General features: G+C 63.2%; 16 protein-coding genes. 4 read left to right on the forward strand and 12 right to left on the reverse strand.

Features of this window, described 5'->3' with window-relative positions; genetic code table 11:
- Positions 1–345: 345 nt before the first annotated feature.
- Complete coding sequence (locus VGH98_13175) at positions 346–3,207, reverse strand: glycosyl hydrolase (GenBank protein HEY2376924.1); 2,862 nt, start codon at positions 3,205–3,207, stop codon at positions 346–348.
- A gap of 323 nt (positions 3,208–3,530) precedes the next feature.
- Here VGH98_13175 and VGH98_13180 point away from each other — a divergent pair, with 323 nt between their 5' ends.
- The gene (locus tag VGH98_13180; GenBank protein ID HEY2376925.1) at positions 3,531–3,893 is read left to right on the forward strand and encodes a hypothetical protein; all 363 of its coding nucleotides are present in this window, start codon (positions 3,531–3,533) and stop codon (positions 3,891–3,893) included.
- Positions 3,894–3,942: 49 nt separating this feature from the next.
- Here VGH98_13180 and VGH98_13185 read toward each other — a convergent pair whose 3' ends face one another.
- The gene (locus VGH98_13185) at positions 3,943–4,698 is read right to left on the reverse strand and encodes a hypothetical protein (protein ID HEY2376926.1); all 756 of its coding nucleotides are present in this window, start codon (positions 4,696–4,698) and stop codon (positions 3,943–3,945) included.
- 192 nt (positions 4,699–4,890) lie between these two features.
- Between VGH98_13185 and VGH98_13190 the strand changes: the two genes are divergently transcribed.
- A complete protein-coding gene (locus VGH98_13190) occupies positions 4,891–5,625 on the forward strand; it encodes a family 16 glycoside hydrolase (GenBank protein HEY2376927.1) in 735 nt (244 codons plus the stop codon).
- 5 nt (positions 5,626–5,630) lie between these two features.
- Here VGH98_13190 and VGH98_13195 read toward each other — a convergent pair whose 3' ends face one another.
- From VGH98_13195 to VGH98_13220, 6 genes are all read right to left on the reverse strand, one after another.
- Complete coding sequence (locus tag VGH98_13195) at positions 5,631–6,323, reverse strand: hypothetical protein (protein HEY2376928.1); 693 nt, start codon at positions 6,321–6,323, stop codon at positions 5,631–5,633.
- Positions 6,324–6,408: 85 nt separating this feature from the next.
- Positions 6,409–6,813 (reverse strand): prepilin-type N-terminal cleavage/methylation domain-containing protein, encoded by a 405-nt coding sequence (locus VGH98_13200; protein HEY2376929.1) that lies wholly within the window; start codon positions 6,811–6,813, stop codon positions 6,409–6,411.
- A 276-nt stretch (positions 6,814–7,089) separates the two neighbouring features.
- A complete protein-coding gene (locus tag VGH98_13205; GenBank protein HEY2376930.1) occupies positions 7,090–8,178 on the reverse strand; it encodes a glycoside hydrolase family 130 protein in 1,089 nt (362 codons plus the stop codon).
- Positions 8,179–8,224: 46 nt separating this feature from the next.
- Entirely contained in the window at positions 8,225–9,898 is a 1,674-nt protein-coding gene (locus VGH98_13210; protein HEY2376931.1) for an FtsX-like permease family protein, read from the reverse strand.
- 12 nt (positions 9,899–9,910) lie between these two features.
- Complete coding sequence (locus tag VGH98_13215; protein HEY2376932.1) at positions 9,911–10,939, reverse strand: ABC transporter permease; 1,029 nt, start codon at positions 10,937–10,939, stop codon at positions 9,911–9,913.
- An 11-nt stretch (positions 10,940–10,950) separates the two neighbouring features.
- Positions 10,951–11,283 (reverse strand): PadR family transcriptional regulator, encoded by a 333-nt coding sequence (locus VGH98_13220; GenBank protein ID HEY2376933.1) that lies wholly within the window; start codon positions 11,281–11,283, stop codon positions 10,951–10,953.
- Between the two features lie 200 nt (positions 11,284–11,483).
- Between VGH98_13220 and VGH98_13225 the strand changes: the two genes are divergently transcribed.
- A complete protein-coding gene (locus tag VGH98_13225) occupies positions 11,484–12,077 on the forward strand; it encodes an alpha/beta hydrolase (protein ID HEY2376934.1) in 594 nt (197 codons plus the stop codon).
- A gap of 409 nt (positions 12,078–12,486) precedes the next feature.
- On the opposite strand, the gene VGH98_13230 is transcribed toward VGH98_13225, so the two are convergent.
- Positions 12,487–12,729: a hypothetical protein gene (locus VGH98_13230; GenBank protein ID HEY2376935.1), complete on the reverse strand. Its 243-nt coding sequence runs from the start codon at positions 12,727–12,729 to the stop codon at positions 12,487–12,489.
- A gap of 511 nt (positions 12,730–13,240) precedes the next feature.
- Positions 13,241–13,540 (reverse strand): hypothetical protein, encoded by a 300-nt coding sequence (locus VGH98_13235; GenBank protein ID HEY2376936.1) that lies wholly within the window; start codon positions 13,538–13,540, stop codon positions 13,241–13,243.
- A 35-nt stretch (positions 13,541–13,575) separates the two neighbouring features.
- Here VGH98_13235 and VGH98_13240 point away from each other — a divergent pair, with 35 nt between their 5' ends.
- Positions 13,576–13,728 (forward strand): hypothetical protein, encoded by a 153-nt coding sequence (locus VGH98_13240; protein HEY2376937.1) that lies wholly within the window; start codon positions 13,576–13,578, stop codon positions 13,726–13,728.
- Positions 13,729–14,044: 316 nt separating this feature from the next.
- Here the strand turns inward: VGH98_13240 and VGH98_13245 are convergent, their stop codons facing one another.
- Both VGH98_13245 and VGH98_13250 read right to left on the reverse strand, forming a co-directional pair.
- Positions 14,045–14,551: a hypothetical protein gene (locus VGH98_13245; protein HEY2376938.1), complete on the reverse strand. Its 507-nt coding sequence runs from the start codon at positions 14,549–14,551 to the stop codon at positions 14,045–14,047.
- Positions 14,552–14,667: 116 nt separating this feature from the next.
- The gene (locus VGH98_13250; GenBank protein HEY2376939.1) at positions 14,668–14,943 is read right to left on the reverse strand and encodes a hypothetical protein; all 276 of its coding nucleotides are present in this window, start codon (positions 14,941–14,943) and stop codon (positions 14,668–14,670) included.
- Positions 14,944–15,085: the final 142 nt, after the last annotated feature.

Raw genomic sequence — 15,085 nt, forward strand, 5'->3', positions numbered from 1 at the left:
CTCATTACTCACGCGTCGCTTCTGGAGCTCGGCTCGACCCAACGAGCCGTAGGAGGCCGCTGAAACCGCTGACAAGGCGCTGTGACCACTGACTCGCTCCTCAGCTGCAACGACTCCATGCGCCAAGTAGCAGATGATTTTGTTGTTTAATGCCACAGGAAGCTTCCAACGGTCAGCGATACCTCCCGACGCATTCACAAATTCAAAACATCACTGGGCGCGGAGCTGTCCCTGCACACGGAGCCCGTCAGCGGTTTCAGAGCCGTGTCAGCGGTTTCAGCGACCCTGCTGACCTCAACCGTTCCCGGAATTCTGTGATGAACGCTTATTTGGAGTCATTTGGGTTTAGACACGTGGATCGGGCTTCACCGCGAAGCTCTGGGTGTACGACTTTCCATTCACGTTGAGCCGCGCGGTGAACGTTCCCGTCAGCGGCGTTCCCTGATTGCCGCGCCCGCCACCGCGGCCGCTCGCGTTAGGCGGAGGCGGTGCGAGTGGATTCCAGACGACGCGGTGCATTCCCGCTCCGCTATTGAACGGTTCGGGCGTCGTACGCCACAGCGCCGAGACATTCGGAATGCCACCGCCACGGCCTCCTCGTCCGAACCCGCCGGCGCGGCCGCCCGGGGCCGGTCCCTCGGCAGACGTTGCGGCGGAGAAGGTGTACAGCACCTCACCGCTCGCGCCAAGAATGTCGAGCGTCACCGGCCCCGAAGGTGCCGTCTTGAGATAGTAATCGATGACAGCGCCGTTAGGCGGATTCGTCGCCTGCGGCTCATCTTTCTGGAGCGGCGTGCCGTTGTCGCCGCCCTGCTGGACATTGATCGCGTCCCCGGGCTTGAACAGATATGCATCCGTGGCGAGAATGGCCGGTGTCACCTGTCTCAATGAGCTGATATCATCGATGACCCAGAAGCCGCGCCCGTGCGTGGCGACGATCAGGTCATTGCCGTAGATCTCGAAGTCACGCACCGACGTCACGGGAAGATCGAGCTGTAGTGGCTCCCAGTTCTCGCCATCATCGAGCGACATGTAGGCGCCGCGCTCAGTACCCGCGAACAGCAACCCGCGACGTGCAGGATCCTCCTTCACAACGTGCACGTATACACCGGCCGGCAACCCACGCGTGATTCGCTGCCAGCTCTTGCCCGCATCGCGTGTGCGATAGATGTACGGCTCGAAATCCTGCAGCTGATGGCGGTCGACGCTCGCGTAGGCCGCGTTCACGTCGACGTGCGACGCCTCGATCGTCGTCACGCGGCTCCAGGGCGTCAGCACCGATGGCGTGACATTCTGCCAGCTTCCACCATCGTTTCTCGTTAGGTGAATGAAGCCGTCGTCGGTGCCGACCCACAATGTCGGCGCCTGAATCGGCGATGGCGCGATCGTGTAGATCACTCCACGCTTGCCGTTGCGATCGACCTGCGCCGCCGCGGCGGCGTCCAGATTCGTCGGCACACCGGGATCGGGACGCGTGAGATCGGGACTGATGCGCGCCCAGCTCTTTCCAGCATCGGTCGTCTTGAACAAATACTGATTGGCGTAGTAGAGCGCCTTCGGATCGGCGCGCGAGAATACGAGTGGCTGGGTCCAATCGGCGCGAGCCGTTTCGCCCTGAGGAACCATCGGCTCGGCGGTGCCGCGGACGGCGATGTTGTTCTCGAGATCCCAATGCTGGCCGGTGCCACCGAAGATGATTCCCGGGTGCAGCTGGTCGCCCGCGGTGTAGCCGCTTTCGCCGCCCGCGCCGATCGGCTCCCAGTCCCGCATCGAGAGCTCGGCGAACTTGCCACGCGAACGAACGGCGACCGCTCCCGAGTCTTGCTGCGCGCCGGTCACCCAGTACGGAAAGCGGTAATCGACGGACACGTGATAGATCTGCGCGGTCGGCTGGTTGAGCCACGAGCTCCACGTCACCTCGCGTGCATCATCGGTTCGTGCGTTATGCGTGACGATCGCGCCCTGATCGCTCGCGACGATCATGGTGTTTGGATCGTCCGGCGAGACCCACGGCTGATGGTAATCGTCGCCGCCCGGCGATCCGCGGAGCGCAACCCACGTGTGCCCTCCGTCCTTCGAGCGATTGACGGCAACGTTAGGCACATAGACGATGTCCGCGTTTTGCGGATCGACCGTGACCTTCTCGAAGTACCAACCACGGCCCCAGAGCGCTTGATCCGAGGAGAGTCGCGTCCACGTCTCACCGGCGTCGTCAGAGCGGAAGAAGCCGCCCTGCATCGGCGGTGGTGTGGCGCCACCACGGCCACCCGTTGGCGCCGGCGTGTTCGGCGCACCTGCCACCTGAGAGCCGATCTCCGGCACGAGACAATCCACGACAGCGTAGACGCGGCGCGGGTTGCTCGGCGCCACCGCGACCCCCGTGCGTCCGACGCCTTGAGCAGGGAGCCCCTTTGTCAGTTGCGTCCAGGTATTGCCGCCATCGGTCGACTTGAAGATGCCACCGCCTGGGCCATTCGTGGGCGCGTACGTGTACCACGGCGGCCGGCGCGTATTCCAGAGACTCGCATAGACGACGTTCGAATTCGCCGGATCGATGGCAACGTCGATCGCGCCGACATCTGCATTCTTGAACAACACCTTTTGCCACGTGCGTCCGCCGTCGCGCGAACGAAAGACGCCGCGCTCCGCGCTCGGCGCATAGAGATGTCCGATCGCCGCCACAAAGACGATCGCCGGATTACGTGGATCGACGGCGATCTTGCCGATGTGCTGCGTATCATCGAGCCCAATGTGCGCCCACGTCGCTCCGGCGTCGGTCGACTTGTACATCCCGTTCCCGAAACCGACCGAGTCGCGCAGCGTCGATTCGCCGCTCCCGACGTAGACGACGTCGGGCGAGGACGGCGCGGCGACGATCGCGCCGATTGAAGCAACCGACTGCGCATCGAAAACCGGCGTCCAGACGCGGCCGGCGTCAATCGTCTTCCAGACGCCGCCATTGACGGCACCGAAATAGAACTCGTTAGGTCTTCCGGGAACTCCGGTCACCGCGGCAACGCGTCCGCCTCTGAATGGCCCGAGCATGCGCCAGTGAAGTCCCGGATATAACGCTGCTACCTGCTGATTCTCGGCGATGAATCGCTCGAGCTCGTGGCGCGTGGCAGGTCCGAACAAGGCGAGCGCCGAGCCGAGTTGCCCTGCCCGCACGAGAAAGTCGCGACGGGAAACGCCGTCCGAAGGAAACATCGCGGCGGAAGCACGATCGTCGGTCAATTGACACTCCGGAGGGAGAAACGATCAATCGGATTGTCGGAGCAATAACCAGGGCCGATCGCGCATGTCAAGCGATCACCCGGCGGACCGTCTATCGCCTTTCGGCGGCGCGTCGTAGATTTTCGGGGAAGGCAGTGATGCCAGGCGCCCGATTCCCTCGCCACACGCTTGCCGGTTGCGCGCACGTTTCGAGGCATTCAATGGCGACCTTCGACGAGCTCTCCAAATCCATGGCAGCTGAGAGGAGTGAGATAGTCTCGCCGGACGAGCCCGTTTCTCATCAGCCGAGCTCGGACGTGCCCCCAAAAGGGGCAATTCTCTCCGCGCGCGACCGTGAGGAGCTTCGGCAACGCGTCGGGGAAGCGCGCGCGCGCACGAAGGAGCTCGTCGATCGGTATCTCGCCTCGTCGGCCCGGCTCACTGTCGCACTCGCGCGGTATCGAGAAAGCGCCTCCGTCCGCGAGGAAACGCGGGCGGCTCTCCGTGACACCGTCGCGCAGTACGCCCACTTACTGCGGGCGCTGGGTGAGCCGCCGGAGCGCACGCTCGTCCTGATCAAGACGGCCTTCGGGGAGGCAGCGCTGCACCAGAGTGACGAGAGCCGGGCCGCGCTCGACGAGGTCGTGAAGTGGATCGTCGACGCGTACTTCGCCGCGTGATCAAGAGCGTGGTGCCGTTGGCCTAACGGCACCACGCTCGAGCAACGGGTTACCGGCGCGGCCGATCGTAAACGACGTCGAAATCGTAGTGGCCGTAGCCGTCCTGCGGATCGCTGATCCGGATCACCGCAGTGTAGTCGTTGCCCGATGACGGCTGCTGCTCGACGACGATGTTGCCGCGTCCTTCCCGCTGAACGATGCGCAAAGTCACATCGCGCCCGGGCAGTCCGACGCCGGCGACGTCCGCGCGGACATTGCGAGCGGTCGCTCCGTCCACCGTTTGCAGCATCGCGCGATCACCGCGCCATCGCACCACGACGCTCTTGTCGACGTCACCGCTCCAGTGCAACAGCCCGACGTCGCGGACGTTGGGATCTCGCCGCCGATCATAGACCTCCCCACCCAGCTCGCCCGTCGTCGACGCGCCCGGCGTCCACAACGCGGTAAGACGATAGTGATCCGCACCACCGCTGTGATCGCGAATGCGCAGAATGGCGGTGTAGTCGTTATCCGCTCTCGGCTGCTGAACGACGTCGACATCACCGCGTCCCGCCGCCACCTGCACCGTCACGGTGCCATCGCGATGCGGGAGCTCGTTACGAACATGTAGATCTCCCGCGCCGTTGTCTTCCGATCCGACAAGACTCACGTGTGCGCCGCCGCCCTGGATACTGATGCGCGCGACGCTATCGACTCGACCCGACCAGTCGAGCAAGACGCGCTGTTGCGCGCGCGCCGGCATCGCGATCAACACGATGCAGGCTGCGGCCGACGCCGCATTTCGAATCGACTGTTTCACCGACATACTCACTCCTCCGACAAGTTGAAGGGCGCGGCGCGAATGCCGCGCGGGGTGCCCTCCTTCAAGCACTCGCCGTGCCGGAGAGGCCGATTCAGCCGTTATTCCGGTGACGGATTGCAGCGCTCGCTACCTGGTTCGCGTACACAATCCTCACAACGGCTTTGCACGACGCGCGGTAACGTTGCGCATTTCGGAGTGCCGGATCCTTCACCGGAGATTCCAACGATGCTCGTGCGCTTCGTCGCGGCGACTCTTCTTTTCTCGGCGATCGTTGGTCTCTCCACACCGAATCGACTCGCCCCCTCAACCACGATTCCGCTCGACTCGACGACGAAGTTGCTGTTGAAGAATGCGCGCGTCCTCTGGGTCGATTATCGCGGACGTCACTCGCTCAAGCTCGCGCCGCTCGTGGGGCACGAGCGCGACGTCGATCAGGAGATGGCTGCGGTACTCACGGAGACCGACTTCACGGATGGCGTGATCGAGGTCGACGTAGCCGGATCGCGACGCCAAGGATACTCCAAGGCCGAGGATGTAAGCGGCTTCAAAGGAATCGTCGGCATCTCGTTCCGCATCCACGGCGACAGCGCGGAACGGCTTTACATCAGGCCGGAGAACTCGCGTGTCGAGAATCAGCTATTTCGTAATCGCTCAACGCAGTACGAGTCCGATCCCGACTATTCCTGGCAGCGATTGCGAGAGGAGATGCCCGGCGTCTACGAGTCGTACGTGGATGTGGAATCCGGCGCCTGGACGACGATGCGCATCGAGGTGAGTGGCCACACTGCGCAACTGTACGTGAATGGTGCGAAGCAGCCGTGCCTCGTCGTGAATGATCTCAAGCTCGGTGAGAGTCGCGGCAAAATCGCTCTCTGGGCGCGCATCAGCACGGAGGCATACTTCTCGAATTTTCGGGTGAACGCAAAGTGACGGGCTTACTTTGGCGCGATACTCACCACGCCAAAATACGCGTCCGTCTCGACCTGCGCCCAGAGCGCCACCTGACCTCCGGCGTCGCCATGCTTCAAGTCGTTGACGACGAGACATGGCTGTTCGGCGCCATTCACGTAGAGTCTCGCCGTCGTACCTGACACGACGACTCGCATCGCCGTCCAGACTCCCGGCTCGAGATCCGCGTACGATTCGTAGACGCCGGGGCTCTCCTGCCGAAGACGATTCCAGGGGTAATCAGGGTGCGACACGTACTGTACGGAGTGATTTCGTCGCAGCTGATCGTTCGCTCGCCCGTTCGTCGGCCGCAGGTAGAAGACCTCTGACCACTCCCCGTGTGCGCCCGTGCGAAAAGCGATGCCGATGAAACCACGTGCATCTGCGGACGCGCCGGAGCGCGGTGCGCCAGCGACATCGACGCGAATCTCGCCATCCTTGAACTGCGTCCCGGAGATGATCGCGAGCATGTCCTCGTTCATCGTCTGCGCTGACGGCGTGAGCTTGATCGCGCGCCGGCGGCGATACTCGACGACGTTGGCGCGTCCGTTCAGAACTTGCGAAAAGTGTACGGAGTCCGGCCGCAATGTGACGCGGCCTTGCTGGGCGACTTGCGCCGGTGCTGCCCGCCATGCGACGGCAACGATGAGCAGTGCGAGGGATTGGCTGACGTATCGCATCGATTCAGTATACGCAGACCGCGAATGCAAACAAGAAGCCCCACGGCCGGAGAGTCCGTGAGGCTCTTGTCTCCAGGCTGCTCGCTTACGGCACGTAGCAGCTTGGTTCCCCGTCGCCAGCCGTGGTGATGATCGGGCTCGTGGTGTTGACGCCGATACCGCAGGTCGCAGCAGCGAGCTGGCTGTGCGTAACCGTCGCCGACCAGTAGCCCGGCCCGGGGGTCACGGCAGGGACGCCGACCCCAGACGAGTTCTTGAAGCCCTTACGAGTAACGAGCGTCGTCGCGGTCGTGTAGTAGGTCGAGTCGGAGAAGAACGCTTCCTCAGCCGTCACGAGGTTGCGCAGGTCCGACTTCATCGCCGTGACGTACGCCTTGTTCTTGGTGTTCGCGAACTTCGGAATCGCGATCGCGGCCAAGATGCCGATGATCACGACCACGATCAGAAGCTCGATCAGCGTGAAGCCCTTTCGGGCGCGCATGGTGGACATGGTGACAGTCCTGAAAAGGGGGAAAGGCCTGCGGCGACCGGCTTACGCACGCCCTCATTGGAACGACTCGCTGGCCGCGTTAGGGCAACGCAAAGCTTGTTACGGTCCCCATAAGCAATTCAGGTTTTGTATATAAAATGCGAAACTCTATGCGCGCGCATTGATTCTCGTGAGGCACACAGCCAGCCATTGTGTCCGCAGCTTTAGGGCTTCCTCAGCGGACGGTGATACTCCCGAGCATCCCGCCGTGAATCTCACGCCGAGGGGCACGAACGACTAACGAGCCTTGGCCTCCGCGACCGCCACCCGCGAATCCGCCGTCCCGTAGTACGCCAGCCAGCGGCCCCTGAACCGCACCAATCCCTCGACGAACGTGGTGCCCTCCTTGTACTGGCCCGACCGCTCGTAGGGCTCACTGGGCGACAGGAACGGCGCATCCGCCCGTGCAACGAGCCTAACGGGATTGCGCGAGTCGAATAGTGCCTGTCCCGCTGTGTATGTTCGCGCCGCTACAGTTGGATCCCCGTAGCGAGCGCTGTTGCCGGCGTTGTAGAAGACCACGATCCCGTGCTCGGTGAGTACTGCCGGCGCACCCGCCTCGACCAACCACGAGTCGAAGTACCCAGGCCGCGGCGAGAGAACCTTCAAGGGGCGCCCGTCATCGTCCTCGATCGGCGACCAGACGAGACAATCATCCGATGTCGCGATGAGTACCTCGGGAACGTTGAAGTACATCCAATACTTTCCGTTCACCTTTGTCGCGACACATCGTTCCCCGATGAACCGGCACAGTATTGCGCCGGATTTGGTCTGAGTCTCGTTGTACTTGCCGCCACTTGCCACGGCGAACGCGGGTCCCTGCTTTTGCCACCTAAGGAGATCGCGCGACGTGGCGACGGCGAGGCGGGGGACTTTACGGTTCCACTGCGTGTACGTGAGCACGTACAGTCCGTCATCGCGCTCGACGATGCGCGGGTCCTCCACTCCACCCGGCCATTCGTTCTCCCGCTGCGCGTCGCGATCAGGATAGAGAACCGGCGTCGCGCGTCGCGTGAAACGAAGGCCATCGGCACTCTCTGCCAGTCCGATGCGCGACGTGTGATGACCGATCGCCGAGTCACCCGTCGCATCCTCGGCGCGGTACAGCAGGTACACCTTCCCGTTGCGGACGATCGCTGCTGGATTGAACGTCGCGTACTGCTCCCACCTGACGAGGCTATCGTTCATCGGCGACCGGATCGTCGCCTCGGCGCTCGGAACAATGATCGGGTTGACGCCACTCGGTTTGATGAACGGGCCGAGCGCCCACGCCGGGTTCTGAGATAGCGCGTGCGGTGCGCGGCCGAGGCACGCTACGGCGATCATGAGCGTCAATCGAGAGCGCGGCCATAAACATCTGTCGCGCAGCGTGTTAGCCATCGCGTAAGGCGTTGACGGGATCGACCCGCGCCGCGCGCACGGCGGGCGCCAGACACGCGATGGCCGCAACAGCGAGTAGTGTCACCGTCACACCGAGGTATACCCACGGATCCCGCGCCGATTCGTTAAAGAGCAGAGGCGCGATCCATCGGCTGGCGATCAGAGCCAGAACCAGGCCGATGGCGGCGCCGACCACGGCGACGCGCATACCATCAGTCACTATGAGTCCAACGATTCGGCGTGCTCCCGCACCGATGGCCAACCGCACGCCGATTTCATGTGTGCGTTGTGCCGTGACGTACGAGACAACGCTGTACAGCCCAATGGCTGCGACCACCAGCGCGATCGCGCCGAATAAACCGAACATCGTGGCGCCGAGCCGCCAAGGACGTATTTGTGGATCGACGCGGTCCTGCATGACGCCGACGTCAATGACACTCGCGTCGGGGACGAGCTGGGCGATCGTCCGTCGCAGCGCGGACACGTACGATTGCACGTCACCACTCGGCCGCACCAGCAAGACGGTTCCTCCAAAGCCAGCTTCCTGGCCAAACGGAATGTAGTACTGCATCGCCGGATCTTCACGAATACCGTAACGCCTCGCGTCGCGCACGACACCGACAACGGTCGAGCACCGCGTCTCATCGTCCCCGACAATGATGCACTTCCCAAGCGGATCCTCCTCTGGCCAGAGCAGCTTCGCCATCATCTCGTTCACGATGGCCACGCGCTCTGTCGTCGCGCCTTCGTTGGGACCGAACACGCGGCCGCGTACAACCGGCGTGCCGACCGTTGCGAAATACTCGGACGTGACCGCGTTCACATATGGCCCGCCGCCGGGCGCGGAGGGAAGCGTATCGCGACCCGGCACCTTGAGTGTGACGCCGAACCCATACCCAAAGGGCGAGCCGATGGCCAGCGCCGCATGTTCGACACCCCGCGCCCTCGTTAGGTAATCGCGCAGGCTCATCCAGAGGACGGTCTCGCGTCTGCGCTCTGCCGCGGCGACCGGCGGCGACACATTCCGCAATCGCGGCCAGTCCACTTCACCCACGAGGACGCGATCGGGTTGCAGGCCAAGATCGAGCCGGCGCACGTTGGACAGGGACCGCATGAACAGGCCGGCGCCCGTGAGGAGGAGCACGGAGAACGCGGCTTGAGTGACCAACAGCGCGAAGCGAGTGCGTGACTGACGAGCCCCGCCGCTGCCACCCGTCCCGCGCAAAGCAACCACGATGTCCGCTCGGCGCGTTTGTAAAAGCGGGGCGAAACTCACCATGAAGCCCGTCGTCACCGTCAATAGCATCGCGACGAGGAGTACTCTCGTATCGACCGGCGCGGTATCCCACACGACGTTCGACAGAAATACCCGGCGCATTATTTCTGCGCCGCCATAGGCGAATCCGATTCCCGCCGCGCCGCCGACGATGGCGTATACCATTCCCTCGAGTATCAGCAGCCGTCCGAGCCGAGAGCGGCTGATGCCGAGTGCAAGACGCACTGCGATCTCACGCCGCCGGCGGAGCAGCCGCACGATGAGCAGATTGGCAACATTCGCATTGGCGATGATGAGAACGATGAGCGCCACGGCGGCAAGCCAGCGCGCGATCGGCGCCTCGGGTCGCTCTGTGCCGCTCGCGTTGTACGCGATCGGTCGCGCGCTCATGTCCGCCAGCTTTCACTCGTCATCTGTCCCGGCGTACGCAGCGCGGAATGTCGCGGTGAGATCGTCATTCACCCGGCCAGCGGCGAGTCCCGGCTTCACGCGCACAATGATGCTCAGCCATTGTGCACGCCATGTGGTCCACCAGTCGGGTGTGGGATGGTGCCCGCTGCTGATCGGAATCCACATGTGGACGGGCCGCAGCTCTACCCCAGTGAAGTCACGCGGCGCGACACCGATAATCGTGAATGGCTGCTCGTTGAGCACGAGAGTCCGACCGATGACGGAATCGGCGCCGGCGTATTGGCGATGCCAGTAGCCATAGTCCAACACCACGACGTGTGCGCCTTCGGGATATTGATCATCCGCCTCGGCGAAGAAGCGCCCACGTAGTGCATGCACTCCAAGCACGACGAAGAAATTGCCCGTTGCCGCGCCCAGCCTCACTGCCGCGGACTCCAAGCCCCGCCCGGTGCGCGCATCGGTGACGTTGTACGCCGCAACCTGCGAAACGGACCGACTGTACTTGCGCACCGCGGCGTACGCACTGTAGCCCAGTGTGCTCGTTGTGAATTCGCCCGACGATTTCGTGCGCACGTGCGCGTAGACGCGCCGAAGCGACGCCGGATTGGCAACGTCGTCGGGCGCGCGCAGCAGCAATCGATCGACAATGCCGAACATCGTCGACGTCGCGCCGATCGCGAGCGCCAGCGTCAGTACGACGACCGCCGCAAAGGCCGGCTGCGTCCGTACACCACGGCCCGCGTACAGAAGATCCTGGGCGACCGAGGTCCACCACTCGAGCCACCCTGCGCGCGCTGCCGTGACCTGATCGATTCGGCGGAGGCGCTCGCGAGTTCTCTGCGCATCGCCGAAGCGACGCGTAGCTTCACGTTCGGCGTCGGGGCGGGTCCATCCTTCGTTCATGAGTTCTCGCACACTCATTTCGAAGTGAAAGGCCAGTTCCTCTTCGATTGCGCGGTCCACGCCCGCGGCGCCGCGATCGATGTGGAGAAGCCTGCGGAAGTGTTTCTCGTTGGACATGACTCACGCGATTAGGAAGCCTGCAACACCTTGAAGACGGCACCCGCGTAGGCTGACCAGGTCGTGGTCTTGTCTCGGAGCTGCCGACGGCCCAGTGCGCTGAGACTGTAGAACTTTGCTTTCCGATTGGTCTCGCTCAGGCCCCATTCGGCACTGAGCCAACGGCGTTGCTCCATGCGGTGGAGCGCAGTGTATAGCGCGCCCTCTTCGATATTGAGCGTGCGGTCACTGCTCTCGCGGAGCCACTGCCCGATGGCATAACCGTGCCGCGGGCCGAAGGTGAGCGCCTTGAGGACAAGCAGATCGAGCGTCCCCTGCAAAAGGTCGAGATCGGCGGCACGCACGAGCCTTACCTGAAATGTTCAGGTATAGGATCGTCTTGATTGGCGCCTCTGTCAAGACAAGTGCGACGCGATGCTCGTACAGAGGTGAGCCGCCTCAATGCCTTCGAGCGCGTTCAGTAGAGCGGTTGGTCGCAATTCCCTGGCGTATGTCGTCGCGGCGACCGACCCTTTCACCTGGTCACCTCCATGAGATACTACAAATGCTCAACAGCATGCCGCGGCTGCTGCTTGTACTGACCCTCACCGCCGGCGCCGCCTCGGCGCAGACCACGACCACGCCGCCTGTGCCGAGCGCGGGTCGTCGAGTCGACATCGGCGGTGGGCAGCACCTCTACCTGAATTGCACCGGCAAGGGCTCACCGACGGTAATCCTCGAGGCAGGCGCCGGCGACTTCGCGGAGGTATGGTCGCTCGTCCAGCCCAGAGTCGCCGAGTTCACGCGCGTGTGCAGCTACGACCGCGGGGGCTACATGTGGAGCGACCCGGGCGCGCGCCCGCGCACGTACGCGCAACTCGCCCTCGAGCTCCGCACCACGCTCGATCGCGCCGGCGAGACGCCACCCTTCATTCTCGTTGGCCAGTCGTATGGTGGACTCGTCGTCCGCGGCTTCGCCAAGCGCTACGCGCGCGACGTCAAAGGGATGGTGCTCGTCGACGCCGTGCACGAGGACCAGCAGATCGTCTGGGGCGGCGAGGCCATCGTCTGCGCGACGCCGCGCGCGGCCGGCCCTCGCCCGCGCCGCGGATTGCGTTGGACACGCAGTGGGTTCGCCTGGCGCGCGACAGTAGCCTGATGAGTTTAGGAGATACTCTACCAGCACCCCTCGACCGTCTTTCGGCAGACGCACAGCGGCTGTGGCTGTGGGGCGCGAGTCAGCCAATTTATCGCATGGCGTGGGCGGCGGAGATGGACTGGTCGCCCGAGGAGCTGGCGCGTATGTACACGGAGCGCAAGGCACATCGTGCGTCGTTAGGCGACATGCCGCTCGTGGTCCTGCCGCGGACGGTGAGCGTTCCTGCCGACAGCCTCGAACGGGAGCGTCAGGCGCTGATGGCCGACCTCGCGGCGTTGTCGACGCGTGGGCGGCTCGAGTACGCGAGGGCGTCCGGGCACAACATACATATAGAAGAGCCGGAGCTCGTCGTGCGCGCGATCAAAGCCGTCGTGTCATCCGCTCAGGGCCGAACCGCGCCGTCTCGGCGTTACTCCTTCTTTTTCAACTCGCTCTCGTGCTCGGCGATGAAGGCGCGGATCTGGTCCGCCATGTCGAGCAGCTTGGTCCACTGCTCCTGATAGAGCGTGATCGGGAATCGCCCCAGGCCGTATACCGAGACGCCACCCTTTTCGCTCACTTTGAGCGATACGCCACGCTTCGCGCCCTGCTTGAGGGCTTCGTTTTCACGACGGAGTCGTTCCAGCTCGGCCTTCATATCTTCGTCAGACATTTTCCCCGGAATCGCATTAGATGTCCGAATTCTAGCGACACCGCTCGCGAAGCTGCTACCATTCTACTGCGAGTGTAGCACCGCCGCGCACAACAGCTTCTCCCGCCGCGACCGTTCATGCCGTGAAGAAGAAACGGAAGCCTGTGCCGCGCGAACTGAGACGCGTACAGCCGCCTCGAACGTTCGTTTCCCTCGATCATCAGGTCCGCCAATCGTATAGCGAAAGTGCCACGATCGAAGCGATCGCGTACCGCGAGAATTGAATCTTGTATAGAAGAGACTCTGCTTCGTCCCGAAGGAACTCAGCTTCGTCCCGACGGAACGAACGCTCGTACCGGACAAATTGATGGCTGTCCAGATGAAATGAAGCGCAGTGCCGGTCGAATTGATCGGTGTACAGGCGAGAATGCAGCTCGTCCCGCTCGAACGGATCGGTGTACCGAGAGAATCGTTCGTCGTGCCGGAGGAATGAACGGCCGTCCACCAGGAGCTGACCATCGTCCAGCACGGATCAACAGCCGTCCGGAAGAGATGATTCTCGGTCCCGACTGAAGTGACTGCGTCGCCGCAAGGATGCGAAGCTGTCCAGCACAAATGCGAAGCTGTCCAGCAGAGATGCGAGGCTGTCCAGCAGGGATGCGAGGCTGTACAGCACGAATGCGCGGCTGCACAGCAGGAATGCGCGGCTGTACAGCAGGAATGCGCGGCTGTACAGCAGGAATGCACACGCGTCTGGGTGCAATAGCGCGACGTCCCGCTCGAATCCACCGCCGTTCGGAGTCCTCTGCTCGCCGTACAGTGGACTTCGCACCCTGCACACGCGGGACTCATGCGATCACCGATGAGATGAACCGATGTCCAGCTCGATGTGATCGCATCACCGGCGACACTGCTCACTTCGCCGACGAGATCGACAACGCGCCGCCCTCCATGTCGATCATCACAGATCAGATTCTCACCCTCGCCGACCGAATAGCAACGATCACAGAAGCCATGTGACTCGCTGCCGTTCACATCTCACCCCTCAGCGAAGACTGCTCTTGCCTTACCGACCATTTTGATCACTCTGCCGCTCAGTGTCCGACTGCCTCCGGTGAGATGAACCAAGCCGCCGGCGACATCCTTACGTCGCCACATCGGATTTCCATCACCCTCGGCCACCGCGACGGACGCGCACGGTGGCCGGTGCATTGCCCGCGTCCATCAACCAGACCAGAGGACAGAATGAAGAACAAACAGAACGCAGTACTCGACGCGCTGCTAAGCCGTTGAGATTCACGACGCCAAAGACGCAGTGACTACTTTAAAGTTCTCATTATTCGCCTGACAGACAATCGCTGTATGTCATTCGCATGCTGCCGGACGTTCTCCTACCGGAGTCCTCAGGCATCGGATTCACTTCATCCTCGTGAGCGCTTGCGTACTTGTTGCGCACCCGTTGCGCGCACAGGCCACCGCCGACTCGACTGCTCCCGCCTTCCGCAATGGACAATGGGACGTCGAGTTCATCCCGAGCAGAAGCCTGGCCGAAGGTGGAGTGCTCCGCTTCAGTACACCGACGCGCGCGTGAGTGCTGGCTTCCGCTTTGCGCACGGGGGCATATCGCCAACTGCATGCCCGGTCCTTGCCGAGCCACCTTCCCTGCAATGACGGCACCCGCGCCGGCGTCGGCGTGCGCGCGCCAGGCGACGAGCGCGTCGGCGACAAAGCTGCTGCGAAACTGACGCTCGCCGACGCCCCAGCCATATCCGCCGCCCACGGCGACGTCGACGGTCAGCGGTGGCCGCTCGTCCTGTGCGAGGAGAGAGCTCGCGAGTAGCATATGGCGATGGTGGCGGCGGCACTGCAAACCAGTTGCTTCTTCATCTTGCAACCTCCGCTGAGCTCTATGGAGCAAACTCTGTCGAGGCTTCAGGGGTCTCGGGACGGCATCACACGTCAGCGGCCAGCGCCGCGGACGGCTGCTTCGAGCCGTCGCGCCCATTCGGTCCGCTTGGCGTGGCTCGAAGGCGGAATGCAGATTTGCTCCTCGAGCACCGCGAGGTACTCGACGAGTGTTTCGGGCGGCGGGTCGTGGATGATCATGTCGGCGATGCCTGCTCCCCACTCGGCGTACGCTTCCGGAGACGCACCGGCTTTGGTACCGTCCGCGTCCCAGTCCTGCGCCAGCACGGTCGCAGCAGCAGCGATCTGTCGTTTGGTCGGTCGTGACATCGGTGGTCGTTAGCGAGCGGTGAGAGCACGGCTGCGTCTCGCGCGCCGCCAGTCGAGCCTACAGAGTATAGCGTGAGCAAGACATCGAAAATCGCCGCGCTCTTGCTTTGCTGTTCAGCCCTCGGCGGCCCAAGCGCCGCGA

The organism is Gemmatimonadaceae bacterium (assembly GCA_036496605.1).
Classification (GTDB): Bacteria; Gemmatimonadota; Gemmatimonadetes; order Gemmatimonadales; family Gemmatimonadaceae; genus AG2.

Excerpts from the sequence above, each read along its gene's own strand:
- VGH98_13195 (HEY2376928.1), bottom strand. The coding sequence starts at position 6,323 with ATGCGATACGTCAGCCAATCCCTCGCACTGCTCATCGTTGCCGTCGCA.
- VGH98_13205 (HEY2376930.1), bottom strand. The coding sequence starts at position 8,178 with ATGATCGCCGTAGCGTGCCTCGGCCGCGCACCGCACGCGCTATCTCAG.
- VGH98_13245 (HEY2376938.1), bottom strand. The coding sequence starts at position 14,551 with ATGCTACTCGCGAGCTCTCTCCTCGCACAGGACGAGCGGCCACCGCTG.
- VGH98_13200 (HEY2376929.1), bottom strand. The coding sequence starts at position 6,813 with ATGTCCACCATGCGCGCCCGAAAGGGCTTCACGCTGATCGAGCTTCTG.
- VGH98_13230 (HEY2376935.1), bottom strand. The coding sequence starts at position 12,729 with ATGTCTGACGAAGATATGAAGGCCGAGCTGGAACGACTCCGTCGTGAA.
- VGH98_13250 (HEY2376939.1), bottom strand. The coding sequence starts at position 14,943 with ATGTCACGACCGACCAAACGACAGATCGCTGCTGCTGCGACCGTGCTG.
- VGH98_13185 (HEY2376926.1), bottom strand. The coding sequence starts at position 4,698 with ATGTCGGTGAAACAGTCGATTCGAAATGCGGCGTCGGCCGCAGCCTGC.
- VGH98_13215 (HEY2376932.1), bottom strand. The coding sequence starts at position 10,939 with ATGTCCAACGAGAAACACTTCCGCAGGCTTCTCCACATCGATCGCGGC.
- VGH98_13175 (HEY2376924.1), bottom strand. The coding sequence starts at position 3,207 with ATGTTTCCTTCGGACGGCGTTTCCCGTCGCGACTTTCTCGTGCGGGCA.
- VGH98_13210 (HEY2376931.1), bottom strand. The coding sequence starts at position 9,898 with ATGAGCGCGCGACCGATCGCGTACAACGCGAGCGGCACAGAGCGACCC.
- VGH98_13225 (HEY2376934.1), top strand. The coding sequence starts at position 11,484 with ATGCTCAACAGCATGCCGCGGCTGCTGCTTGTACTGACCCTCACCGCC.
- VGH98_13240 (HEY2376937.1), top strand. The coding sequence starts at position 13,576 with ATGAACCGATGTCCAGCTCGATGTGATCGCATCACCGGCGACACTGCT.